Source organism: Stenotrophomonas sp. 10L48 (assembly GCF_056395105.1).
Genome location: NZ_JBFTIX010000010.1, coordinates 90535 through 112448 on the forward strand (window position 1 = coordinate 90535; position 21914 = coordinate 112448).

The 21914-nt window shown below is 66.0% G+C and carries 24 protein-coding genes; 14 read left to right on the plus strand and 10 right to left on the minus strand.

Annotated elements, in window-relative coordinates:
- Positions 1–8 precede the first annotated feature (8 nt).
- Complete coding sequence (locus tag AC1DCU_RS16660) at positions 9–2996, minus strand: XVIPCD domain-containing protein (RefSeq protein ID WP_442251591.1); 2988 nt, start codon at positions 2994–2996, stop codon at positions 9–11.
- A gap of 11 nt (positions 2997–3007) precedes the next feature.
- On the minus strand, positions 3008–3508 hold the full coding sequence (locus tag AC1DCU_RS16665; RefSeq protein ID WP_442251592.1) for a hypothetical protein: 501 nt from the start codon (positions 3506–3508) through the stop codon (positions 3008–3010).
- 246 nt (positions 3509–3754) lie between these two features.
- Between AC1DCU_RS16665 and AC1DCU_RS16670 the strand changes: the two genes are divergently transcribed.
- The 6 genes from AC1DCU_RS16670 to AC1DCU_RS16695 all read left to right on the plus strand — a co-directional run bounded on the left by AC1DCU_RS16670 (position 3755) and on the right by AC1DCU_RS16695 (position 9512).
- On the plus strand, positions 3755–4681 hold the full coding sequence (locus AC1DCU_RS16670) for an XVIPCD domain-containing protein (RefSeq protein ID WP_442251593.1): 927 nt from the start codon (positions 3755–3757) through the stop codon (positions 4679–4681).
- Positions 4681–5307 (plus strand): hypothetical protein, encoded by a 627-nt coding sequence (locus tag AC1DCU_RS16675; protein ID WP_442251594.1) that lies wholly within the window; start codon positions 4681–4683, stop codon positions 5305–5307. The genes AC1DCU_RS16670 and AC1DCU_RS16675 overlap by 1 nt, the downstream gene beginning before the upstream one ends.
- Before the next feature lie 3 nt (positions 5308–5310).
- The gene (locus tag AC1DCU_RS16680; RefSeq protein ID WP_442251595.1) at positions 5311–6324 is read left to right on the plus strand and encodes an XVIPCD domain-containing protein; all 1014 of its coding nucleotides are present in this window, start codon (positions 5311–5313) and stop codon (positions 6322–6324) included.
- Between the two features lie 179 nt (positions 6325–6503).
- Complete coding sequence (locus AC1DCU_RS16685; protein ID WP_478014224.1) at positions 6504–7652, plus strand: YncE family protein; 1149 nt, start codon at positions 6504–6506, stop codon at positions 7650–7652.
- Between the two features lie 143 nt (positions 7653–7795).
- Complete coding sequence (locus AC1DCU_RS16690; RefSeq protein ID WP_032975572.1) at positions 7796–8371, plus strand: hypothetical protein; 576 nt, start codon at positions 7796–7798, stop codon at positions 8369–8371.
- A 40-nt stretch (positions 8372–8411) separates the two neighbouring features.
- Positions 8412–9512 (plus strand): hypothetical protein, encoded by a 1101-nt coding sequence (locus AC1DCU_RS16695; RefSeq protein WP_442251597.1) that lies wholly within the window; start codon positions 8412–8414, stop codon positions 9510–9512.
- Between the two features lie 47 nt (positions 9513–9559).
- Here AC1DCU_RS16695 and AC1DCU_RS16700 read toward each other — a convergent pair whose 3' ends face one another.
- Positions 9560–9958, minus strand: a complete 399-nt coding sequence (locus tag AC1DCU_RS16700) for an XVIPCD domain-containing protein (RefSeq protein WP_223483326.1) — start codon at positions 9956–9958, stop codon at positions 9560–9562.
- A 232-nt stretch (positions 9959–10190) separates the two neighbouring features.
- Between AC1DCU_RS16700 and AC1DCU_RS16705 the strand changes: the two genes are divergently transcribed.
- Positions 10191–10649: a hypothetical protein gene (locus AC1DCU_RS16705; RefSeq protein WP_152543287.1), complete on the plus strand. Its 459-nt coding sequence runs from the start codon at positions 10191–10193 to the stop codon at positions 10647–10649.
- Positions 10650–10671: 22 nt separating this feature from the next.
- On the opposite strand, the gene AC1DCU_RS16710 is transcribed toward AC1DCU_RS16705, so the two are convergent.
- Complete coding sequence (locus AC1DCU_RS16710; protein WP_105163336.1) at positions 10672–11151, minus strand: DUF4440 domain-containing protein; 480 nt, start codon at positions 11149–11151, stop codon at positions 10672–10674.
- Positions 11152–11379: 228 nt separating this feature from the next.
- On the opposite strand from AC1DCU_RS16710, the gene AC1DCU_RS16715 reads away from it, so the two are divergent.
- Together AC1DCU_RS16715 and AC1DCU_RS16720 are read left to right on the plus strand one after the other, a co-directional pair.
- On the plus strand, positions 11380–12192 hold the full coding sequence (locus tag AC1DCU_RS16715) for an alpha/beta fold hydrolase (protein ID WP_442251598.1): 813 nt from the start codon (positions 11380–11382) through the stop codon (positions 12190–12192).
- 24 nt (positions 12193–12216) lie between these two features.
- Positions 12217–12387, plus strand: a complete 171-nt coding sequence (locus AC1DCU_RS16720) for a hypothetical protein (RefSeq protein ID WP_099782623.1) — start codon at positions 12217–12219, stop codon at positions 12385–12387.
- Between the two features lie 4 nt (positions 12388–12391).
- Here AC1DCU_RS16720 and AC1DCU_RS16725 read toward each other — a convergent pair whose 3' ends face one another.
- The gene (locus AC1DCU_RS16725; protein WP_442251599.1) at positions 12392–13108 is read right to left on the minus strand and encodes a hypothetical protein; all 717 of its coding nucleotides are present in this window, start codon (positions 13106–13108) and stop codon (positions 12392–12394) included.
- A 92-nt stretch (positions 13109–13200) separates the two neighbouring features.
- Between AC1DCU_RS16725 and AC1DCU_RS16730 the strand changes: the two genes are divergently transcribed.
- The 3 genes from AC1DCU_RS16730 to AC1DCU_RS16740 all read left to right on the plus strand — a co-directional run bounded on the left by AC1DCU_RS16730 (position 13201) and on the right by AC1DCU_RS16740 (position 15504).
- Positions 13201–13845, plus strand: a complete 645-nt coding sequence (locus tag AC1DCU_RS16730) for a hypothetical protein (protein WP_442251600.1) — start codon at positions 13201–13203, stop codon at positions 13843–13845.
- 56 nt (positions 13846–13901) lie between these two features.
- Entirely contained in the window at positions 13902–14447 is a 546-nt protein-coding gene (locus tag AC1DCU_RS16735; RefSeq protein WP_282279341.1) for an RNA 2'-phosphotransferase, read from the plus strand.
- 88 nt (positions 14448–14535) lie between these two features.
- Complete coding sequence (locus AC1DCU_RS16740) at positions 14536–15504, plus strand: polysaccharide deacetylase family protein (RefSeq protein WP_442251601.1); 969 nt, start codon at positions 14536–14538, stop codon at positions 15502–15504.
- Positions 15505–15507: 3 nt separating this feature from the next.
- On the opposite strand, the gene AC1DCU_RS16745 is transcribed toward AC1DCU_RS16740, so the two are convergent.
- From AC1DCU_RS16745 to dmeF, 3 genes are all read right to left on the minus strand, one after another.
- Positions 15508–16419 carry a class I SAM-dependent methyltransferase gene (locus AC1DCU_RS16745; RefSeq protein ID WP_425602694.1) on the minus strand — a complete coding sequence of 304 codons (912 nt, stop codon included), beginning with the start codon at positions 16417–16419 and terminating at the stop codon, positions 15508–15510.
- A 73-nt stretch (positions 16420–16492) separates the two neighbouring features.
- Positions 16493–16909, minus strand: coding sequence for a hypothetical protein (locus AC1DCU_RS16750; protein ID WP_032975562.1), 417 nt, complete (start codon positions 16907–16909; stop codon positions 16493–16495).
- A 92-nt stretch (positions 16910–17001) separates the two neighbouring features.
- Complete coding sequence (dmeF, locus tag AC1DCU_RS16755) at positions 17002–17973, minus strand: CDF family Co(II)/Ni(II) efflux transporter DmeF (protein ID WP_032975561.1); 972 nt, start codon at positions 17971–17973, stop codon at positions 17002–17004.
- A 50-nt stretch (positions 17974–18023) separates the two neighbouring features.
- Between dmeF and AC1DCU_RS16760 the strand changes: the two genes are divergently transcribed.
- A complete protein-coding gene (locus AC1DCU_RS16760; RefSeq protein WP_032975559.1) occupies positions 18024–18308 on the plus strand; it encodes a metal/formaldehyde-sensitive transcriptional repressor in 285 nt (94 codons plus the stop codon).
- Between the two features lie 76 nt (positions 18309–18384).
- Here the strand turns inward: AC1DCU_RS16760 and AC1DCU_RS16765 are convergent, their stop codons facing one another.
- A complete protein-coding gene (locus AC1DCU_RS16765) occupies positions 18385–18762 on the minus strand; it encodes a MerC domain-containing protein (RefSeq protein WP_025879198.1) in 378 nt (125 codons plus the stop codon).
- Between the two features lie 70 nt (positions 18763–18832).
- On the opposite strand from AC1DCU_RS16765, the gene AC1DCU_RS16770 reads away from it, so the two are divergent.
- Complete coding sequence (locus tag AC1DCU_RS16770) at positions 18833–20158, plus strand: GTP-binding protein (protein ID WP_059065834.1); 1326 nt, start codon at positions 18833–18835, stop codon at positions 20156–20158.
- A gap of 90 nt (positions 20159–20248) precedes the next feature.
- Here AC1DCU_RS16770 and AC1DCU_RS16775 read toward each other — a convergent pair whose 3' ends face one another.
- A complete protein-coding gene (locus tag AC1DCU_RS16775; protein WP_032975556.1) occupies positions 20249–21856 on the minus strand; it encodes an ATP-binding cassette domain-containing protein in 1608 nt (535 codons plus the stop codon).
- Positions 21857–21914: the final 58 nt, after the last annotated feature.

Genomic DNA, 21914 nt, shown 5'->3' on the forward strand with positions numbered 1-21914 from the left:
CGTGGCGATCACCCCATACTCGCCGCCCGTGCCCTCACTTCCTGCTGCATGCGCTCCTCCTGTGACTGCTGCTCAAGCTCACGGCTCATGGCGCGCTGCTGGGCATCCTGGCTCACGCTCTCGTACTGCTGAAGCGATTGCTCGACTGGTGTCTGAGCGGCCTGCGCTGTCGGCATCGAGGCCCGTGCATGCGAAGGATCATTCAACTCGCCCTGCACCAGAAATACCGTGTGTCCGGCAGGGTTCTGCACGGTCGCGTTGCTCAGCAGCACGTGGTCTACGCGCGACAGATCGTTGTCTTTGGCCAGCACCAACAGGCTGGCGCTCATCCGCTCGCTGATCGCGTCGAAGCTGCGCCCGTGTTTGGCATCCAGTGCCGCAACACCGTCGCGTATCTGCTCGTAGAGCGGGTGGTCAGGGTGACCCGGCGACAGCGGGCCACCTGCGGTCTGGGAATCCTCCACGGCCTTGCGTGCCTGGTCGTACGCCGCATGGGCGGGGTGTTCCTGCTCCTGCACCACGGCGGGGATAGTCGGTTGTTCGCGTTGCTGTCCCTCTGCCTGCGGCAGGGGAGGGGATGGCGACCGATGGACCGATTGCATCCTCGCCATGTCCTCCACGGTGGTGGTGGAGGTCAGCACCATGCGGTTGCCCGCTGCAGTGCCGAAGGACGCGATGGCGCTGTCCGGGCTGGGCGCGTGTGTGCGTGGATCGGGCATCAGCTCCAGCGTGATGTCGGCCTGTTTTCCAACGGCGGCAAGATTCTGTTCAACTGCGGCGGTGGTGGCGGCAAGCTGCTCCTCGGTGCGCGGAATGCCATGTTTCGCGTACAGCGATTCCACCTGCCCGCGCACACCCTCAGGCGCGATGTGCACGGTGGCCTTGATCTGTTCGGCCATCCTGCCCATGTCCGCAATGCCGGCGTTCTGGCTCTGCCAAGTGATTTCCAGTTCATCGCCGACGTTGCGATTGGCCTGGCTGTTGTAGACCACGCCCTCGTGCAGCCACTGGCCATCCGCCTGGCGGCTGTAGCTACGGCCGTCGCTCGCACGCAGAGTGTTGGCGCTGTCCTGCGCATCGCGGATTGCCTGCGGGATGGACGGGTTCTGGGCGTCGCCGAAATCACTCCAACGGCCTTGCTCGTGGGCCACCATGTACCGCGCGGCCACGGCCGCCTTGGTGTTGGCCGCGTTCTGTGCGATGACGGTGCGCGACTGCTCATCCAAGGCGGGTTCGCGTTCCGGCGGAACAGGCTCGCGGCGCGTGATGGGCGTGCGCCCATCTACGACCTCCTTTATCTCCAGCTCCCATTGCCGCGATACGGTGTCGCGCACGAACTCTCTTCCGGTCTCGAAGGCGCTGGGTGGCGGCTCTTTCAAGCCGCTGGCACTCAGTCGATAGGGATCCCGTGGCGGCGGAAGGTTGGCCAGGCCCAGCTCGTAGGAGGCGCGGGCGGCCTGCCAGTTCAATTGGCGCTCCAGCGTGCCAGTGGCCACATAGTCGGCGCTGAAGGTGACATCGGCGCCCTGCGCCGTTTGTACTGGCCGTACTTCCACGCCAGTCCCCAGATCAGCGCTCTGAACTTGCTGTTGCTCGGCGCTGCGCAACCAGCGGCCATCCGGGTCTGCCGGGTTGCGCGCCCAGGTGCGCTGCAATGGATCCTGCTGGATATAGACCCGCTCGATGTCCTTCTGTTCGGCCCACTTCTCACCCAGATGGGCGCCCAGCACACCGCCACCGATGCCAGCGACGAAAGCGCCCGGGCCCGTCCACGAGCCGGATACAAGGCCAACGCCTGCACCTGCTGCGAAGCCGCCGAGCGCGCCGCCCAGGTTGCGGCCGACGAAGTGCGCCGAGGTTGAGTCTGCGCCTGCGGTGTTTCCTTGCGAGTTCAGTTCCACCCATTTATGGCCGGAGGTGGCGAAGTCATGCGCCATCAAGGCGACGCCGGCAACGCCCAAGGCCTTCATGCCGGGGTTTACGCCGTGGGGGACAGCTTCGGCTGCTGTTGCCGCACCCGGAGGCCCGCGTGGCGCGCCCGGTTGCAGCGTTGAATGCGGAGTTGGCGCAGGCAGATCGGCGAACAGACGAGGCCCGGTAGACAGCGCCGAGCGAGCAGCGACCCATTCCGCGCGGGTGGTCGACATCTCGCTGAGATTGAGTGAACTGAAGTCGTGCAGCGGTTTTTCGAAAAGCGTCTTGCTGACGGCGTCATAGCCATCGATGGGCTTGAGGTGCAGGCGCACCTGGGCCACATCGACCGTTTGACCGGTGTTCGTGGTGGCGTGCTGTGCGAGGGTGCGCTCGAGGGTTTGGTACTCGGCGGCAGATTGGATTGCAAAGGCCAGAGGCTCTGGACCGAATTCGCTTATGGGGTAACCATTGATGCGGACCGTGGGGTGGTCGAGAGCGGTGGTCAGTTCAAATTTGTCGAAGCCACGTCCGGACTTGGCCCCATCGACGAATGCCACCAAGGGCCTATCCGTGGCAATGGCGTTCTCGAAATACTTTGGACTGCCCGCATTCCACATGATGTCCTGCAGCGCTGCTCTATGATTGCCCGCCCAAGGTTCCGTCCCCTGGGCATTCATGAAGCGCTCGAGCCCTCGCTCCATGATCTGGAACTCAGGGTGTTTTAGAGGGTCCGTCCTCATCTCGTCGATGAAACGTCCCCAAGGCGTGTCACCAATGATGCCGGCCCTGCCGTTCACATCCTTTGCATAATTCTTGGCATTGTCAAAATTCAGTTGCCCGCTGCGGTCTGTCGCAGAGAAACCAAGATAGTCTGTGCCTGCGGGAAGCTCAGGGGGATGTGCTTGCATCTTGATAGCGACGTAGTCAGCGTAGCTCGAAACGCCATCAGGCCCCGATTGAGGTGATCTCAGATAGGAGATCACCTCTTGCTTCTGTTGCATTGTGAGCGGGCTGCTGTCAGAAGTGTTCTTCGCTCCGCCCAACGTGGCGAGAGCGAAACTGTCGAATGTGAACTTGGACATGACGGCCAGCCTCAATCCGCACGCACGGGATTGACTGCTTCAGCCAGGATGATGGCGTCTCCATGATGAGGCGGCGCCAAGCCAACTGTGGAAATATCGTTACGAGCAAGTGCTTCGGGCGTGGTGATCGCCACGTACCGCACGCCATACCTCGCACTGCTGTGGTCCATGTTTGCCAGTACCAGCCCCTGCGCGACTGAGCATAGGAAGGCGAAGTCACTGTCCTGATTATTCAACGTCTGCTTGAAGCCGAGGACGGACTTCAGGACCCAGTCGCGGCCCAGATCCAGGGTAAAGACGCGTTCCCGGCCATTCTGTGTCTCAACCACCTCGTCGCATCCAAAAAGCCCCAGTCCGTCAACTCTCTGGCCATTGAGATAGAAGAGATACTGGTACTCGGTGTGGCTCGGATCTTCGGGGGGGCTCGCTGGCAGGATGCGTGGTGCCGTGATGGTCACGCCGGTATGGCGATCGACTGCGGAGCCTGGCTGACGCTCAAATTCCAGCGGCATGATTGATCCTTCAATGGAGTCCGGTTGCAGGCGATGGGATCCAAGGATTCCACCGCGTCCTTTTGCGGACTATACGGACCTCATCCTGGCTGCTCTATAGGCTCCGGTCCTAAAGGCCTCCGTACTGCTCCCTGGTTCACACATTCAGCAAGCCGATTCCGCCACCCGAGTCGCGTCCACCTGCCCGTGAACCCACCTATGCGATCATCCGGCCAGGACCGCAGTACCCAACAAGGCTGAGCAGGCATGGAGCAAGCAACACGCTACACGGTAACCCTCTTTCTGGCCGCGCCCGGCACCCCGCTGAACAGCGGCGGCAGCTCACCGCGCGGGCACATGTATTTCCAGGCCGCGACAGGCGAAGAAGCACACAGCTACGGCTTCGCACCGCCGCGCCTGCCACCCGATGAGGCCGCTGCCGGTGTGCAGTACGCCGAGGTCGTACACGACGACGCCGACGAGCACCGCGACCCGTATTACAGCCGCACCCTGGAAATCAGCGAGGAGCACTACGGCTGCCTGCGCGATTTCGCCGAGGAGCCGGCCGAGTTCGGCTTCGATGTCGATCGCCCGGCCACCATCAACCGCTGCAGCGATTTCGTCTGGGCCGCGCTGCACTATGCTGGCCTGCATTCGCAGCCGGCACCGCTGGACGGCGGCAGCAACCTGGGCGAGTTTGCGGTGCTGTTCAACCTGCCGGAAATCCAGTGCATTGCGGCGCCGTTCCCGGCCAGCGAGCTGAATGGCGAACAGCACCACCCGATGCCCGAACGCGAGGCCGAGCTGCACCGCGAAGGCGGTCGCCCGAGCGACGAGCCGCCGCCCAGCCCGATGGAAGTGGCCGGCACGCTGCTGGACCCCTCGCACCCGGACCACCGGCTGTTCGCGCAGCTGATCCAGAAGGTGGCCGAGCTGGACGCTGCACACGGGCGCACCTTCGACGACACCAGCCAGCGCATCAGCGCCAGCCTGCTGGTGCTGGCCAAGCAGAACAACCTGTCCCGCGTGGACCACGTGCTGCTCAGCCGGCCTACCAAGAGCAGCCACGAGGCCGAGAGCATCTTCATCGTGCAGGGTGATCGCGATGACCCGGGGCACCGCCGCGCGAGCATCGCTACGGAGGTGGCGGCACAGACCGATGTGGCGGATTCGCTACGGCTGAAGGAGCAGTGATGCGGGCGGTGCGTGCAGTTGTTGCGTCGGTGGTACTCGCCTTGCTGGTGGGCTGCGGCAGTACTTCGTCACCTGAAGCCCCGAAGCTGTTGACCCGAGCCGAGGCCGACGCACGTACCGTGGTGCCATTCACGCGAGGCGTGAGGTTGGACAAGGCGGGGCGCATCGTGGATGTCACCTTTGAGGCGCCGGCGGTGGTCGACCCGCAGATGTCCTGGCTGAAGCTCGGGTTGAGAATGCAGGGGGCTGAGCAGAAGGCTGTATCGGAAGCTGCTGAACGCCTCAGGCGCGCGGAGTTTCAGACGCGTATTCACTTGGAGCGCGTGGACATGGCAAAGCCGTCGCCCATACCGCTTTCAAGGTCGTCCGATGATGGCCGCGGCTGGCAAAGGCTTCCTCAGGATGGCCGCGTCGAACGTTTGTTTCAAGACAGCGTGGACGCCTATCCCTTGGTGCAGGCCGGGCTCCAGTCGGAGGATATGTTCTATGAGGTTCTGCAGATCGCCGATGCAGGTTTGATTGATCCGGGTCGGTATCGCGTTACCGTTGATATTGTCGAAGATCGCCCTGAGTTCGAGGGGATGCAGGTCGAGTTCATCGCCGCGTATTACTCGCTAGGAAAGTAAATCATGCAGGATGCAGCAGAGCGTTACACCGTCACCATACATCTTGCGGCGCCGGGCACGCCCCGCCGCGGCATGCGGGGCGGTGAGTGGATTGATCTGGAAGACTCCGATGTCGGCCATATGTATCTGTCCCTCAACCGGGTCGGCGAGAAGGCAGACCCGCTGAGTTTTGGCTTTACCCGCAAGATCGAGCCGGATGGCAGCAGTCACGGCTTGGTGGACGCCAATGATGTGAGGGTCTACCAGGACCCCCGCTACCAGCGAACGATCGAGATCAGCAACGAGCAGTACAACAAGATCATCGAGTTCGCGAAAGATCCCGCGAAGCACGGCTTCGATGCAAAGAACTACAACCTTGCCTCCAACTCTTGCGTGGACTTCGCATGGGGCGCCTTGAACCACGCCGGTATTCACGGCAACACCATTTTCGGTGAGTTCAAGACGTACGAAGGTACGTTGAAGGTGCTGGACAACATCGGACCGGTGCAGAGCATCCGGCCACAAGTGAAAGGCAGCGAGCTGGATCGGGAAGAATGGAAGCCGATGCCCGTGCAGACCAATGCGATACAGCGGTGGTCCACGGACGCCAGTGACCCAGCCCGCGCGGATGCACTGGCCTGGACCGGTACGCCGGGCGACCCCAACCACGCCGACAATCCCCGACTGAATCAGATCCACCAGCGCGTGGTTGCCATGAATGCCTTCGGCGCCCAGAACGGCAACGTCAGCGCCAGCCTTCTGGCGCTCTCCAAGGAGCAGCAGTTCACGCGCGTAGACGATGTGCTGCTCGGCGAGCGCCGTGGCGATGCCGCCCCCAACCTCTTCATCGTGCAGGGCGATCGCAGCGACCCGGCGCATCAGCGCGCCAGTCTGCCGGCAGACGTCGCCGCGCAGACGCCGGTGGCAGCCTCGTTCGAGCGCATCGAGCAATTGGCGCAGGCACAGCCGCAGCGGGATGCCCAGCGTCAACAGGAAGAGCAGCAGATGGCCCAGACCCACGCCCCGCGCATGGCGTAGGCGCCCAACACCGAACAGCGCGTCCGCCCTGCATCCGCAGGCGGACGCCACGGCCCCCACCTGCTACCATTCCCGCGCTACCCAGCCAGCCCACCCCGCGCAGACAGATGCAGGGCCGGGCCGTCGAAGAACGGCCCCGCGAGCCAGGACACCCTCCGTGCCCATTGAAGGACGCTCGCATGATCCGCAATTCCCTTTTCCGTTCGGCCGCACTGGCCGTCGCCGTGTCGCTGAGCCTCGGTGCTCCGACTGCCTTCGCCGCTGAAGCCGCCGCTGCCACCAGCCCCGCCACCGCCGTGCAGCGCCAGGGCATCGCCCAGGGCCTGTACGAGCTGGCTTACAGCCCCAAGCAGAACGCCGTGTTCGTTGCCTCGTCCGGTGGCTTCGGTGACAACGCCGGCCCGGCCCAGGTGCTGCGCCTGAACCCGACCACGTTGGCCGTGGAAACCCGCATCCCGCTGGAGCGCAAGGCGTTCGGCGTGGTGCTGGATGACGCCCACGACCGCTTGTACGTGGGTAACACCGTGGACCTGTCGGTGACCGTGGTCGACACCGCGCAGAACAAGGCCATCGGCACCGTGCAGCTGATGGAGAAGAAGACCGGCAAGGACGGCAAGGCCGCCTACACCCACGACCTGCGCGAGCTGGTGGTCGACAGCGCCGCCAACCGCCTGTACGTGACCGGCCACAGCAGCCAGCCGGATGTGAGCAGCGTGCTGTTCGTGATCGATACCAACACCCTGAAGGTGATCAACACCATTCCGGGCCTGGGTAATGCCAAGGCGCCGGGCCTGGCGCTGGATGCCGCCAACAAGCGCGTGTACACCAGCAATCTGCTGGCCGATCTGGTGGTGGTCGGCACCGACTCCAACAAGGTGGAAGCCCAGCACAAGATCGCCGCCGAGCAGCCGATGAACATCGCGCTGGACCCGGCCGGCAAGCGCCTGTTCGTGACCGACCAGGGCTCGGAAATGCTGCGTGGCTACCAGGCCAAGAGCAGCGGGCTGGTCAGCAAGCACCCGGGCCAGCGCGTGCTGGTGCTCGACCGCAGCAATGGCAAGGAACTGGCCAGCATCCCGACCGACGCCGGCCCGCTGGGCATCCTGCTGGATGCACCGCGCAAGCGCCTGTACGTGACCAACCGCGAAGCCGGGACGGTGACCGCGTACAACAGCGACAGCTACCAGAAGGTGGCGACCTACGCCGTGCCGACGCACCCGAACAGCCTGGCGCTGGATGYGAAGAACAACGTGCTGTACGTGAGCATCAAGAACGGCGAGAAGGATGCCAAGGGCTCGGACGAGAGCGTGGCGCGGATCCAGCTGTAAGGGATGGTGCCGGGTCATGCCCGGCAGCTGGCTGCTGGAAAGGGGCAGGGCTTTTTGCCCTGCCTTTTTCTTTGCCCGGTTGCGGTCCCCACCGCCAACCCGCTAGGGTTGAAACCCATGGCAGGGAGCCAAAGGATCTGAACATGCTGGGTATCCACCGCTGGCTGCGCGTTGGCCTGTTGATCATCTTGAGCACCGTGCTGGGTGCCTGTTCCAGCCGCATCCCGGAGCCACCCGAACCACTGGAACTGACGCAGCCGATTACGGTGGATCAGCCCGGCCAGGAGGTGCGGTTCGAGTTCGAGACGAATGCGCGCAATTTCGATCCAGGCCGCACCTATGCGCTGGAGCTTGAGGTGCAGCGGCAGGGCGGGCGCGAGAACGGCGAACCGGACATGCGCAAGTTGAATCTTCCCTTTGAGGTGTCATTGCAGCGATGGGGCGCAGGTGCCTGGCAGGACGTTCCCACCCATGACAGCTACCAGGCACTCGCGCTCAACGCGGGGAAGCCGCTTCCTGCATGGCACACATCCGCTGCCTGGCGCTATGCAGCGTTAAGCGCGGGCAGCGGTGGCCAGTATCGATGGAGCATCGTTGCCCTGCCGTTGGATCTTGATGCCCGTTACCGGCTGGATGTGCGCACGGTTCAGCCCAGCGCCGAGTTGAAGCACTATTCGGCTCGTTTGAAGGTTCACGCCGCCCGCCCGGTTGGAAAGTAGTCAGCACCTCACCCTTGGAAGGAACTGAAGGAGCCACCTTATGGATAAGCCGCGCTATACCGTAGAGATCGTCATCGCCGCACCTGGCACGCCTCTGATGGACCCGAAGACCGGTCGACAGGAGGTCCTTGACGGTGTTCCGCAGACATCCTCTCCAGGTCATATGTTTTATGTCCTGCATGCATCAGGCGAGCCCGCGAAGAGTTTCGGGTTCGCGCCCAAGGTACACGGAAGCATCAACGGGCCCGGTGACATCATGCCGGATGACGCAGATGTCTATAAGGACCCACGCTACACCCGCACCCTCGAGATAAGCGAGGAGCAGTACAAGAAGCTTGAGGCCTTCGGCTCGGACCCGGAGAAATTCGGCTTCAGCAAGCACTACGAGGACGTGCGCCACAACTGCGTGGACTTCACCTGGGAAGCGCTGAACCACGCTGGCATCGAGCGAAAGAGAAGCATCGACGTGAATGCTTTTGGAGGTCCCGCAGGGCAGCTCTTTCCGGATGTCCGCATTCCCCTGGACAGCAAGGGCGCGGGCAAGGACGGTTTTCGCCCGCTGCGCAACATCCACGGCGTGGACAGCATCGAGCCGCCGTTCCCGAACAGCGATCTCAATCGTACGAAGACCAATCCGATGCCCGAGCGCACGTGGAAGCATCGCTTGCTGAGCGAGAACGACGACATCGGTGAGCGCAGCGGTGAGCGGTTGGCCAACGACGCACGTGTGCCGGGTGACACATTGCATCCGCTGGACCAGCGGGTGCGTGCGGCGCTGGGGGACGCGGCCGAGCGCCAAGGGTTGCCGCCGGGACAGCAGCCCGAGCTGTTGGCGGGCCACCTGACGCGATTGGCGGTGCAGGGTGGCTACACCGAGCGCGATACCTTGCAGGTGGCTTTCAGCAGTGGCGGTGCGGCGGATTCGCCAGGCTATGTCTTCCTGCAGCGCACGGGCGACACCGCCTCACCGGACCCTGCCGCGAACCGCCAGCGTCTTTCGCTGGCCGATACCCAGCAGGGCACGGTTGAAGAGGTGTACCAGCAAGCCAGCGTGCAGCATCAGGGCCGTGAGTCCAGCCGCGTCGCGCAGGAAGATCAGCTGCAGCAGCAGACGCAGCACGCTCAGCCCCGAATGGGCTGATACCGGCCCATGCGACAGGCGTCGACGGCATCGACGCCTGACGGCATTCACCCCATGCGATGCGCAGGGTTCTGCTGCTGATCCTGCGCCTGTGCATCCAGCGTCTGCTGCTCGGCCTGCACCGGCTGCTGTCCGCCCAGCCCCAGCTTCTGCAGTGACTGCTCGGCCGGCGTCTGCGCGGCCACGGCGGTCGGCAGCATCGCCCGCAGGTGCGCCGGGTTGGCCGGGTCGCCCTGCACCACGAAGATGTTGTGCCCGGCCGGGAGGTTGGCCGTGGCGTTGCTCACCACCACGTGGTCGGCGCGTTCCAGACCCTGTTCGCGGGCTTTGACGGCCAGGCTGGCGGCCACGTTCTCGCTGGTGGCGTCGAACGCACGGCCATGCTTCTCGTCCAGTGCGGCTACGTTCTGGCGGATCTGCTGGTGCAGGGAATCATCAGGGGTCATTGGAGGCTCCATGTGGCCGCTACCGTGTGGCCGGATGTGGCCAGTGTAAAACGGTCGCGGGCTGCGCCGGTAACCGCTTGTTGCTAGCCTGTGGCCCGGGGCGCAGGGGATGGCGCCCGGCTGCAATGGATGGAGGGAGAAGGTGGTGCACGGGGAGACAAACCGGATACGGGGGCAGGCGGCTGCGCGGTTGTTGCTGGGCATGGGGCTGTGGGCCTGCGCAGGTATTGCAGTGGCTGACACGCCCGTGGCGGCGGACGATCCCGCTTGCCCTTCGCAGGACTTCACCCGTTTCCTGCAACGCTTCGCCGACCCGGCCGATGACCGGGTGCGCCTGCGTTACACCTCCGACCCACTGGAGTACGAGGTGCCCATGCATACCGTGCGCGATGACCACGAGGGGCTGGCGCCCACGCACGTCGTGCTGGAGCAGGGTGCCGCGCGGTTGAAACGTTTCAGCTACCGCTACCTGGCCGCGTTCAATCTGTTCGTGCCTTCACCGGTCAGCCGCGATCCGGCCGCGCTGGAGCGCATGCGCGCCGGCACCTACAACGCGCCCACACGCATCGAAGCGATCGATGACAACGGGCAGCGCGTGACCTTCGGCAGCGACGCCGAGCGCGATACCTACACCTTCGCGCGCCGCTACGGCTGCTGGATGCTGACGCGCGCCAGCAACCTGCGCGACTGAGCGGGCGCTGCGGTGGTGATATTTATTTGTCTGCCGGGTGGTGGTCGTAACTGATCACCCGCTCGGCCTGCCATTGACCGTTCACGCGGCGCCAGACCTGGATGAAACGGGCCTGGCCGGTCCAGCGTTCAACGCCATCGGCGCCGCGCTCATGGAAGCGGTGATCGCCCATTTCCAGGGCGCGATCGTCGTGCAGCGGAAAGACCTGCAGTGAGCTCTCCACCAGCTCGCGCCGCAGGTGCCAGCCCCCCTTGCGCGCGTTGTCGCACAGGGTGGCCACGCTGCGGCGGAAGTCCTCGCGGCTGTTGGCGGACTTGCCGTCCTTGTCATGGAAGAACTCCATGTCTTCGGTGGTCATCGCGGCGGCCCTGTCGGCATCGCAGGCATCGAAGGCCACGGCGAACAGCTGCGTGTCGGCCGCGCGGATCTGCTCGCGCAGGGTGTCGCTGGCGGGGGAGGTGCCGGCGACGGCGGCGGCGAGCAGGGGCAGGGCGAGCAGCATGGCGTGGCTCCATTGAGGTCCGGCGCAGACTGGCATGGGCGATGGCGCACGGTAAGCGGGGCGTGACGAAACCGGCGCAGGGCCGACCAATGCCGTCCATGCGGGTGCGAACCGATGTGCCGGCTGACCGGTGCCCGTGTACGCGATGTCATGGCCTGAGCCGGATCCATCACGGGCGGCTCCGGTGCGATTGCCTAGGCTGGGTTCCTCTTTCCCCCGGGAGTTCCCATGGCTACCTCCTCCGTCCGACTGCACATTGAAGACACCGGCGGCACCGGCCGCCCGGTCATCCTGATCCATGGCTGGCCGCTGTCTGCCGAATCCTGGAAGGCGCAGGTGCCGCTGCTGCGCGATGCCGGTTACCGGGTGATCAGTTACGACCGTCGCGGCTTCGGCCGCTCGGACAAGCCCGCCGATGGCTACGAGTACGACACCTTGGCCGCTGACCTGGCCGGACTGATCGACGAGCGCGACCTGCGCGATGTCACCCTGGTCGGCTTCTCGATGGGCGGTGGCGAAGTGGCGCGCTACATCGCCAACCATGGTGAAGACCGCCTGCACAGCGTGGTGTTCGCTGCGGCCGTGCCGCCGTACCTGTTGAAGGGCGCGGACAATCCCGAAGGGCCGCTGACCCAGGAAAAGGCGGATGAGATGAGCCAGGGGCTGGAGAAGGACCGGGAGTCGTTCTTCGACGGCTTTACCCGCGATTTCTTCAGTGCCGACGGCAAGCTGATGGTCACCGAGGACGAGCGCCAGGCCGCCATCGCGCTTGCCCATCAATCTGACCAGTCCGCTGCGCTGGGGTGCATGAAGGCGTTCGCCACCACCGATTTCCGTGCGGACCTGAAGAAGGTGACCGTACCGACGCTGGTGCTGCACGGCGACAGCGATGCGACGGTGCCGTTTGAAGGTTCAGGCAAGCGCACGCATGCGGCCATCACCGGCAGCGAGGTGGTGGTGCTGAAGAATGCGCCACATGGCTGCAATACCAGCCACGCCGATGATTTCAATCTGGCGTTGCTGGAATTCCTGAAGAAGTAACACCTACTACGGCATCATCCGCACATGCCCACTGCCCGCACGCCGCCTTGGAAGAAGCCCAACCCGAAGGGCCAGAAGACGCAGCCGCTGACGGAAGCGCAGAAGGCGGCGGCGCGGCAGCGGGCAGAGGAGAACGGACGCCGTTACCCGAACCTGGTGGACAACATGTGGGCGGCGAAACTGCCGCGCGGTTGAAGCCTTACTGGCCGCTGCGCCCCGGCCACGGCTGCCAACCCCATTCCCGCCATGGCGCCACGGTGCGCGGCTGTATCGTCAGCGTAACGTTGGACGATGCGCTGCACTGGTGCAGGGCATCGCGCAGCACGGCCGCATCCACCGGCTGCGCCGTGGCCACCTGCAGCAGCGTGCCGCGGTGCCGCACCTGCACCGGCAGTACCCCGTGTACCTCGACCGGATTGCCGGTGCGGGCTCTGCGGTAGCGCATGGTGATGGGGCGGACAGTGCGATGCAGCACGGGGGCGCAGGCATCCAGCAGCTGCAGCTGCTGCTGCATGGGCGCATGGACTTCGATGACGGTGGAGGGATATCCCAAGGTGCTCTCGACCAGCACCTGGAAGCGGGCGCCATCGGGCATCAGGTAGACGGTCAGGCCTACCGTGCCGATGAACGCCATTGCTGCGAGCAGGACCCAGCTGCGCGGCACCTTGGGTGGCAGGGTGAAGTGCTGCAGGCCCGGTCTGCGCCGACGCATGCGGCGATAGCGTCGCTGTGCTGCGGGGCTGGGCAGCAGGCTTTCATCCGGCAGCGCAATCACGCGCGGCGGAAGGCGGGCCAGCCGCGCATTGATCACGCGTGCGCCAAGCATCGCAACCAACACGCCAAGCAGAACCGGCAGCAGGGTACGCACGAGCAGATACAGCCCTACCATCGCCAGCTCTCCTGAAGAAGTGGACATGATCGCGCATCCTCCAAGGTCGTGTCGCATCTGCCAGCCGACAGCGGCCGTTGGCTTGGCTAGCATGCGCGTCACTCGCTGGGACTACGTCGATGACCGCCTTCACTGCCCGCCTCGGACGCTTCTTTGGCCCCGGCCTGATGTTGTTGCTGCTGCAGGTGCTGGCGCTGCTGTCGGTGGGCTTGGCCGCAGGCCATTTCCACCAGCGCGTGGCCCTGCTGCTGGAGCCCCTGTCTTTGGCCTGTGGCGGCACCGATCCTGCTGCCCGGATGCTGGTTGCCGAGCAGCTGTTGGCACGTGCAGGCGCGCTGGACGACTGGCAGCCGCTGTGCTGGCTGCCGATGGCAACGCTGGTGCTGGCCCTGCTGGGTACGCTGCTGGTCTGCGTGCACTGGCTGCGCCATGTGGATGCACCGCTGCGCCGCAGCGCTTGGGGCCTGCTTGCCCTGCATGCGGCGGCGCTGCTGCTGGCGAGCGTGATGCTTCGACTGTATGAGCATGTGTGGGCGGGCATCACCACTGCGCTGCCTGCAGCATGCATGACAGACCTGACACCAGACGGACATGCGCTCCCGTCCTCGATACGGCGATGGCTGTTGCAGATCTTCGCCAGGGCCGACCTGACGCCGCCGCACGCACCTGATGCGCTGGCCATCATCCTGTGCGGACTGCTGATGGCAGCGATGGTGGTCGGCCTGTGGCTGTGGCGCACTACCTCTCAGCTGAGCCGGTTCTGAAGCTGGCGCGGGCCGCTGACTGGCACCAACTGGCGCTTTTGCGGCACGCTATGCCGATGAATACGGAAACTTCATCCAAGCAGACCAGCAAGTTCCTCAGCCTGGTGCTGCGCCATGAACCCGGGAAAATCGGGTTGATCCTGGACGGCCAGGGCTGGGCCAACGTCGACGAACTGCTGCAGAAGCTGGCTGCACACGGGCACGCGCTCGACCGTGGCGGACTGCAGCACATCGTGGCGAGCTGCAACAAGCAACGCTTTGCACTGAGCGATGATGGCCAGCGTATCCGCGCAAACCAGGGGCATTCGGTCGCGGTCGATCTTGGACTGCTGCCGGTGGCGCCGCCGCAGTGGCTGTACCACGGCACGGTGTCGCGCTTCGTCGGCTCGATCCGCGAGCAGGGCCTGCGTGCGGGCGAGCGCCATCACGTGCATCTGTCACTGGACCGGGAGACGGCCCACCAGGTCGGCGCTCGCCGCGGTGCGCCGGTGATCCTCAGCGTGCACGCAGGGCGCATGCATGCCGATGGGCACGTGTTCCACCGCTCGGCCAATGGTGTCTGGTTGACCGACCACGTGCCGCCGCAGTACATCGCCGACTGACCCGCTCTGGCGCTGCGGCCGGATCCACACTCGGCGGCAAGGCCCAATCGCGTTACAGTCGCTGCATCCTGGTCCCATGGATGTACCGATGCGTCTGTTCCTGCGTGCGTTGCCGTTGCTGTTGTTGTCATTGACTGTCCACGCTGCCGAAGTCGATCGGCGCATCGCGGTGACCATTGACGATCTGCCGTGGGCGCGCCTGGATGAGATCGTGCCGGCCGATCTGCAGGCACGCCATGCCGCACTGATGGTGCAGCTGCGCCAGGCCGATGTGCCGGTGGTGGGCTTCGTCAACGAAAACAAGCTGGAAGTGGATGGCCAGGTGCAGCCGGCGCGCGTGCAGATGCTGCGCGACTGGTTGGATGCCGGCTACGAACTCGGCAACCACACCTGGTCGCACATGGACCTCAACGCCAAAGGCGTGCCGGCGTTCCAGCAGGACTTCCTGCGCGGCGAGCAGGTGCTGCGGCCGCTGCTGGCCGAGCGTGGGCAGACGCCGCAATGGATGCGCCACCCTTACCTGCGTGCGGGCCGTACGCCGGAAGACCGCGTGGCGATGGACGTGTTCTTCAAGCAGCACGGCTACCGCGTTGCGCCGGTGACGGTCGACAACGGTGAGTGGGTATGGGCCTTCGCCTATGCCAACGTGATGAACGAGCAGCCCGATTCACCGCAGCGCGAGGCGACGCTGGCGAGCCTGCGCAAGGGCTATGTGCCGTACATGCTGAACAAGGTGGATTACTACGAGCAGCAGTCACAGGCGCTGCTGGGGTATGCGGTGCCGCAGGTGTGGCTGATGCATGCCAACGAGCTCAACGCGGCGACGTTCGCCGAGCTGGTGGCGGCCACCAAGCGCCGTGGCTATCGCTTCGTGTCGCTGGAAGAAGCCGTGCGCGACCCCGCCTATGCGCGCGGCGCCGAGGGCTACAGTGGTCGCTATGGGCCGAGCTGGCTGCACCGCTGGGCGATGGCCGAGAACAAGCCCAAGGCGTTCTACGCCGGCGAGCCGGAAGTACCGAAGTGGGTGATGAAGCTGGCCAAGGTGGAAGGCGAGTGAGCCTCAGCGCTTGACGGCCAGCACGCCATCGAGCGCCAGCTCGGCCTTGAAGCCGGCCTTTTCCAGGCGCTTGGCCACTTCGCGCGGCACGTCGCGGCCGCTGGTCAGCTTGTTCGGCGCGCCGGTGTAGTGGAACAGGCGGCCACCCTTGCGGATGACGCGGGCGAGATGGTCGTAGAACACCTGCGAGTACAGTTCGCCGGCAATGCCGAAGCGCGGCGGGTCGTGCAGGACCGCATCGACGCTGTTGCTGGCGACCTGTTCGATCTGCTGCGAGACGTCGCCGTGGCTGAAGTGCAGGCGGCCGCCCGCGGCGGCTGAGTCAGGATCGGGCGACCACGGATTGAGCGTGCGCAGCCACATCACGTCGGCGTTCTTTTCGAACGAGCGGATCTGGCCGACGCCGGCCTCCAGTGCGCAGGCGGCGAAGTAGCCAAGCCCACCGCAGGTATCGAGGAGGCTTTTGCCCGCCGGGGCGACCAGCTCGACCTTGCGGCGCGCGTCCTCGAACGGCGACAGCTTGGAGGTCGGCAGCATCTTGATGCCGTCGATCTCGAAGGTCGGTGCGCCCCACTCGGTCGGCACCAGCTTGATCAGCGAGCCGCTGAAGCGGGAGATGGAGCAGAACTCCTCGCCATCCCAGTAGTACAGCGTGCGGTCCTTCAGCTTGCCCGGCCACGGGTAGTGCTGGCCGCGGAAGGTGAAACCCTCGGCATCCAGCTGTACCGCCGCTTCGCTGCGGCCCAGATCGAGCGAGCCCGACCATTCGGTGGCGCCCTTGTCGTGGGCACGGCGCAGGGTGTCAGCGCTGTCGCGGGTCAGCAGGGGGCCGGAGTAGTGGGGCACGGTGGGTAGCGGGAGGATTCGGGGGAGGGCATGGTACCGCAGCTGTTGCAGAGCTGAAGGCGGCGGCAGGAACCACTGCCACACCGCCTGCGACGTCCCGAAGCGCACCCATCCAGATGCCCGCCATGAGAAGGCCTGCACGCTATCCGCACTTCACCGCATACACCGGTCCGGCGCCGATCAGCAGCAGCGCCATGTAGTCGCTGTCGCGTGCCCGGGCCTTCAGCGTGGCGCCGTCCTTGACGCGGAAGATGCCGAAGCCGCCGGCCATCCTGATCAGTGCGCTGTCGATCTGGTCGGCGTCATCGCGGAAGTACTGCTGGATGTCGCTGCGGCTGGCTTTGTACAGCGCATTGGGTTCGCGCTGCCAGTGGCCATCGCGTTCGAACGAGACGAAGTACTGGCTTGCTTCCTTTTCGATGCGGAACTCGGCGGACTTGCGCGGGCTGGTGGCGAAGCAGCCGAGCATCGGGTCGGAGGAGAACGGCAGCTGGGTGTCGCCGGAACAGGCCACCAGCAGCAGGAGGGCACCGGGCAGCAGCAGGCGGAGCGTGCGCATGGGATGTCCCGACGGGGCAGGTGCGGCCAGTGTAGGCAGCACGCAGCCGTGGCCGGTACAGATTTTCGGCAAGAACCGTCGCCCTGCTGGCGTCACGCGCTGCGGTGGATCTCCACAGTGATGTGCACCAGTTCCTCGTGGATCGCCAGCGCCTGGCGCACGGTATCCGGATCCAGCGTGGCATCACTGGTGACCACGCTGGCGGCGACGGCGTACTTGCCGCGCCCCACCTGCCACACGTGCAGGTCGGCCAGGCGTGCCGGCCACGGACCCTGCTCGATCACTTCGCGTACCTCGGCCACCACCGGCGCATCCATCTGCGCGTCGAGCAGGATGCGGCCGCTGTCGCGCAGCAGGCCGATTGCCCAGACGGTGACCAGCACCGCGCCGACCAGGCCCATCACCGGATCCAGCCAGGTCAGGCCGAGCAGCTTGCCGCCCAGCAGGGCGACGATGGCCAGCACCGAGGTGGCGGCGTCGGCCAGCACGTGCACGTAGGCCGAACGCAGGTTGAGGTCGTGGCCGTGGGAATGGTCGTGGCCATGATCGTGGTCATGCCCATGATGATGGTCGTGCCCGTGTCCATGGTGGTGGTGGGCGTGGCCGGGGCTGTCGTGCAGCCACCACGCGCACAGCAGGTTCACACCCAGGCCGACCGCGGCGATGGCGATGGCTTCGTTGTAGTGGATGGGCGCGGGCACCCACAGGCGTTCCAGCGATTGCACGGCCATCAGCGCGGCGACGCCGAGCAGGGCGATGGCGCTGGTATAGCCGGCCAGGATCTCGATCTTCCAGGTGCCGAAGGCGAAGCGCGGATCGTGCGCGTAGCGCCGTGCGCAGCGATAGGCGAACACCGACAGGCCCAGTGCCAGCGCGTGCGAGCTCATGTGCCAGCCGTCGGCCAGCACGGCCATGGAGTTGAACCACCAGCCACCGACGATCTCCACCAGCATCATGCTGACGGTGAGCCACATCGCGCGGCGGGTGTTGCGTTCGGCCAGCGGATTGCCGTCGTCGAAGCGGTGCTCGTGGCGGCGGGCGGCGGCGAGGGCGTCCAGGTGCATGGCGGCGGTCAGGCTTGGGTGGATACCCCCATAGGGTATATGATCCTGCCATGGCCCATGTACACAGAAATCGAAAGCAGCTGCTGACCCGGGTGCGTCGCATCGGCGGGCAGGTGGCGGCGCTGGAACAGGCATTGAACACGCCCGAGGGCGAGGCAGGCGACTGCGCCGATGTGCTGGTGCAGGTGGCGGCCGTGCGTGGCGCTGCCCACAGCCTGCTGATGGAACTGCTGCACGAGCATCTGCAGGAACACGTGGTGGGCGCGGACGACCCGGCGCAACGGGCGGCCGAAGCCGAGGTACTGGTGGAACTGCTGCGGCGTTACGGCAAATAGCTGGGTAGTGCCGGCCGCTGGCCGGCAACCTCATGACCTGCGGACGATGCCTGCAGTTGCCGACCAGCGGCCGGCACTAGCTTCTGCGGTGCCGGTGCTGCGCGTTCCACAGGTGCGTGGCGGCCAGCAGCAGGCTGCCGGTGACCGTCAGCGGGGTCTCCCAGGCGTGCGAGGGCAGTGCCAGCGCCCCGGCCATCAACAGTGCCAGGCCCATGCCCGCGCTCAGCCATGCCAGCGCAGGCAGCGGCTGGCGGCGTTCGGCGCGCCACAGGGCAAAGCCGGTCATCGGCAGCGCGATGGCGACGAAGACCAGGTGCACCCACTCCGCTTCGGCCCAGACGCCGAACAGCGGCAGTGCGGCCGCCAGCAGGGGCAGCGCCAGGCAATGCAGCAGGCACAGGCTGGACAGGGCGACGGCGCCGGCATCAAGCAGGGCGGCAGAGGGCGACTTCATGCGGGGAGGATTCCTTGCGCGACAATTGTTATACAGTAACATTTCCATTCCGCAGCCAGCCCGCTCCGACATGAACACTGTTTCCCGCGCCGACCGCCGCCTTCCGGTCACCGTGCTTTCCGGCTTCCTCGGTGCCGGCAAGACCACCCTGCTCAACCAGATCCTGCGCAACCGCGATGGCCTGCGGGTGGCGGTGATCGTCAACGACATGAGCGAGGTCAACATCGATGCGCAGCTGGTGCGCGATGGCGGCGCCGAACTGCGTCGCACCGAAGAGACGCTGGTGGAGTTCAGCAACGGCTGCATCTGCTGCACGCTGCGTGACGATCTGCTGCAGGAGGTGCGGCGCCTGGCCGACAGCGGCCGCTACGACTACCTGCTGATCGAATCGACCGGGATCGGCGAGCCGATGCCGGTGGCGGCGACCTTCGCGGTGCGCGACGAACACGGCTTCAGCCTGAGCGATATCGCACGGCTGGACACGATGGTGACGGTGGTGGATGGCAGTGCCTTCCTGGCCGATTTCGGTTCCACACTGCGCCTGGCCGAGCGTGGCCAGCAGGCGGGGCCGGATGATGATCGTGGCGTGGTCGACCTGCTGTGCGAGCAGGCGGAATTCGCCGATGTGATCGTGGTCAGCAAGGTGGACCAGGTGGACGACGAAGTGCTGCAGGACACGCTGGCCGTGCTGCGCGGCTTGAATCGCGACGCGAAGCTGCTGCTGTCCAGTTTCGGCGACGTGCCGCTTGCCGAGCTGCTGGATACCGGTCGCTTCGATTTCGAGCGCGCGCAGCAGGCCCCCGGTTGGGTGAAGGAACTGCGTGGCGAGCACACGCCGGAAACCGAGGAGTACGGCATCGGCAGCTTCGTCTATCGCTCACGGCGGCCGTTCCATCCCGCCCGTTTCGCGCGCACATTGCAGCACGGCATGCCCGGGGTGATCCGCAGCAAGGGCTGGTTCTGGCTGGCCAACCGCATGGACTGGGTGGGTGAGTTGAACAGTGTGGGCGCGGCCACACGCACCCAGGCGGCGGGCTTCTGGTATGCGGCGCGCGAGCGGGTGCGCGCCGGCCAGGAGGACACCACGCCGCTGCTGCCGCCAACGCCGCTGCCTTACAGCGATCTGGGCTGGGCCCGGCAGCAGGCCGACTGCTGGAGCGCGCCGCTGCCGGACGTACGGGAATTCCCGGACGCGGCCGCGCACTCGGCGATGGCACGCCTGTGGCATCCGCTGTGGGGTGACCGCCGGCAGGAACTGGTGGTGATCGGCGTGCACATGGACGAGCGTGTGGTGCGGTCGGCCCTGGATGCGTGCCTGCTCAACGACACCGAGCTGCAGGCCGGGCCCTTGCTGTGGCAGCAGATGCCGCAGGCGTTCCCGGTGTGGAAGCGTTGATGCGTCTGCGCCACGCGTGGATGAGAGGCTGGCAGTAGATCCACGCCATGCGTGGATGAATGCCTGCAGGAGCCGAACACGTGCCCGGCCCTACAACGCATCGCGCCACCGCCAACCTGCATCACCGACCTGCAGCACCTGCGTTGGCCGCAGCGCCTGCAGCAGGTGGGTGTCATGGCTGACCATCAGCAACGCCCCCGGCCACGCCGCCAGCAGTTCTTCCAGCGCCTGCAGCGCAGCAAGGTCCAGCGCGTTGCCCGGCTCGTCCAGCAACAGCAGCTGCGGGGCAGGATCGGCGTACAGCACGCTGGCCAGCGCACCCTTCACCCGCTCGCCATCGCTGAGGCTGCTGGCCGGGCGCTGGACGCGTTGCGCATCCAGGCCCAGCAGGGCAAGACGCGTACGCAGTTCACCCGCATCGGCCGCGGGATTCGCAGCGCGCACGGCATCGAGGATGCTCTGTTCACCTGCAAGCCCCAGCAGTTGCTGGTCGAGCAGGGCCAGCGGCGCATGCCGCTGCACCTGACCGCTGCGCGCCGCCAGCTGTCCGGCCAGTACGCGCAGCAGGGTCGACTTGCCGCTGCCGTTGTCGCCCACGACGGCGATGCGCTGGCCGCGCCTGATCTCCAGCTGCAGCGCCGCGTTGCAGCCATGCGGCAGCACCAGATCGTGCGCCTGCAGCAGGCGGCCCTGACCACGCTCGCTCTCGCCACTGAACAACGCCAGTTCTGGTGCCACGTGTACTGCCGCAGCGGCGGCGCGCACCTGCGCTGCGCTGGCCTGCAGGCGATCACTCTGGATCTGCTGCGCACGGCCGTGGCTCGCTTCGGCGCGCTGCTTCTGCCGACCGAGCAGGATCGGTGCCTGGTTGGCCTCGCGCGCTTCGCGGTTGCCACGTGCCTGCCGCTGCTGCTGGCGCTCGTTCTGTTCGCGCGCGCTGCGTTGCCGCTGCCGGTGCTGGGCACGGGCATGCTCCAGCTGCGCGGCGGCGGCCTCGCGTTCGGCGGCGCGTGTGTCGGCATAGTGCTGCCACGGTCCGCCGTAACGATGCAGGCCGTGCGCGTCCAGTTCGACGATCTGCGCCATCTGCGCAAGCAGGCCACGGTCGTGGCTGATGGCCAGCAGGCCGCCCTGCCACTGCTGCAGCTGTGCGTACAGCTGGTGGCGATGCCGGGCGTCGAGATGATTGCTTGGCTCGTCGAGGATCAGCCAGTCCGCGCCGCTGGCCCACGCGCCGGACAGCGCCACCTGCATCGCCTGGCCGCCACTGAGCCGGGAGGCGGGCTGCGCCGGATCAAGGTCGGTCGGCAACTGCATCGCCTGCCACTGCTGCTGCAGGCGTTCGCGCAGGTCCCAGTGGTCGCCCACGCAGGCGAAATCGGCTTCATCGATGCTGCCTGCTTCGATGCGCGCCAGTGCCGCCAGCTCGGCGCCGACGCCGGCCAGTTCACCCACCGTGCCACGTGGCGGATAGCCCGGCGTAGGCAACAGGAACACCTGGCCACTGCGGTGCACGCGGCCATCGTCGGGCGACAGCTGGCCGGCGAGCAGGCGCGCGAGCACGCTCTTGCCGGCGCCATTGGCGCCGACCAGCCCGGTGGCCACCGGTTCGAAGGAAAAGGACAGATCGGAAAACAACGGTCGGCCATCGGCCAACCGATACGACACGCGATCGAGCGTGAGGGAATGCGAAGTCATGCGACCTCCATGGATGCCTGGTTCTCCCCTGCGCGCAGGGGCGGGAAGAGTCGGGCCG

What these genes read in the sequence shown, in the direction of transcription:
- dmeF (WP_032975561.1), bottom strand. Translation starts at nt 17,973, where the DNA reads ATGCACCTGGACGCCCTCGCCGCCGCCCGCCGCCACGAGCACCGCTTC.
- AC1DCU_RS16775 (WP_032975556.1), bottom strand. Translation starts at nt 21,856, where the DNA reads ATGACTTCGCATTCCCTCACGCTCGATCGCGTGTCGTATCGGTTGGCC.
- AC1DCU_RS16715 (WP_442251598.1), top strand. Translation starts at nt 11,380, where the DNA reads ATGGCTACCTCCTCCGTCCGACTGCACATTGAAGACACCGGCGGCACC.
- AC1DCU_RS16735 (WP_282279341.1), top strand. Translation starts at nt 13,902, where the DNA reads ATGAATACGGAAACTTCATCCAAGCAGACCAGCAAGTTCCTCAGCCTG.
- AC1DCU_RS16710 (WP_105163336.1), bottom strand. Translation starts at nt 11,151, where the DNA reads ATGCTGCTCGCCCTGCCCCTGCTCGCCGCCGCCGTCGCCGGCACCTCC.
- AC1DCU_RS16740 (WP_442251601.1), top strand. Translation starts at nt 14,536, where the DNA reads ATGCGTCTGTTCCTGCGTGCGTTGCCGTTGCTGTTGTTGTCATTGACT.
- AC1DCU_RS16750 (WP_032975562.1), bottom strand. Translation starts at nt 16,909, where the DNA reads ATGCGCACGCTCCGCCTGCTGCTGCCCGGTGCCCTCCTGCTGCTGGTG.
- AC1DCU_RS16680 (WP_442251595.1), top strand. Translation starts at nt 5,311, where the DNA reads ATGCAGGATGCAGCAGAGCGTTACACCGTCACCATACATCTTGCGGCG.
- AC1DCU_RS16675 (WP_442251594.1), top strand. Translation starts at nt 4,681, where the DNA reads ATGCGGGCGGTGCGTGCAGTTGTTGCGTCGGTGGTACTCGCCTTGCTG.
- AC1DCU_RS16665 (WP_442251592.1), bottom strand. Translation starts at nt 3,508, where the DNA reads ATGCCGCTGGAATTTGAGCGTCAGCCAGGCTCCGCAGTCGATCGCCAT.
- AC1DCU_RS16690 (WP_032975572.1), top strand. Translation starts at nt 7,796, where the DNA reads ATGCTGGGTATCCACCGCTGGCTGCGCGTTGGCCTGTTGATCATCTTG.
- AC1DCU_RS16725 (WP_442251599.1), bottom strand. Translation starts at nt 13,108, where the DNA reads ATGTCCACTTCTTCAGGAGAGCTGGCGATGGTAGGGCTGTATCTGCTC.
- AC1DCU_RS16770 (WP_059065834.1), top strand. Translation starts at nt 18,833, where the DNA reads ATGAACACTGTTTCCCGCGCCGACCGCCGCCTTCCGGTCACCGTGCTT.
- AC1DCU_RS16720 (WP_099782623.1), top strand. Translation starts at nt 12,217, where the DNA reads ATGCCCACTGCCCGCACGCCGCCTTGGAAGAAGCCCAACCCGAAGGGC.
- AC1DCU_RS16695 (WP_442251597.1), top strand. Translation starts at nt 8,412, where the DNA reads ATGGATAAGCCGCGCTATACCGTAGAGATCGTCATCGCCGCACCTGGC.
- AC1DCU_RS16765 (WP_025879198.1), bottom strand. Translation starts at nt 18,762, where the DNA reads ATGAAGTCGCCCTCTGCCGCCCTGCTTGATGCCGGCGCCGTCGCCCTG.
- AC1DCU_RS16700 (WP_223483326.1), bottom strand. Translation starts at nt 9,958, where the DNA reads ATGACCCCTGATGATTCCCTGCACCAGCAGATCCGCCAGAACGTAGCC.
- AC1DCU_RS16760 (WP_032975559.1), top strand. Translation starts at nt 18,024, where the DNA reads ATGGCCCATGTACACAGAAATCGAAAGCAGCTGCTGACCCGGGTGCGT.
- AC1DCU_RS16660 (WP_442251591.1), bottom strand. Translation starts at nt 2,996, where the DNA reads ATGTCCAAGTTCACATTCGACAGTTTCGCTCTCGCCACGTTGGGCGGA.
- AC1DCU_RS16730 (WP_442251600.1), top strand. Translation starts at nt 13,201, where the DNA reads ATGACCGCCTTCACTGCCCGCCTCGGACGCTTCTTTGGCCCCGGCCTG.
- AC1DCU_RS16670 (WP_442251593.1), top strand. Translation starts at nt 3,755, where the DNA reads ATGGAGCAAGCAACACGCTACACGGTAACCCTCTTTCTGGCCGCGCCC.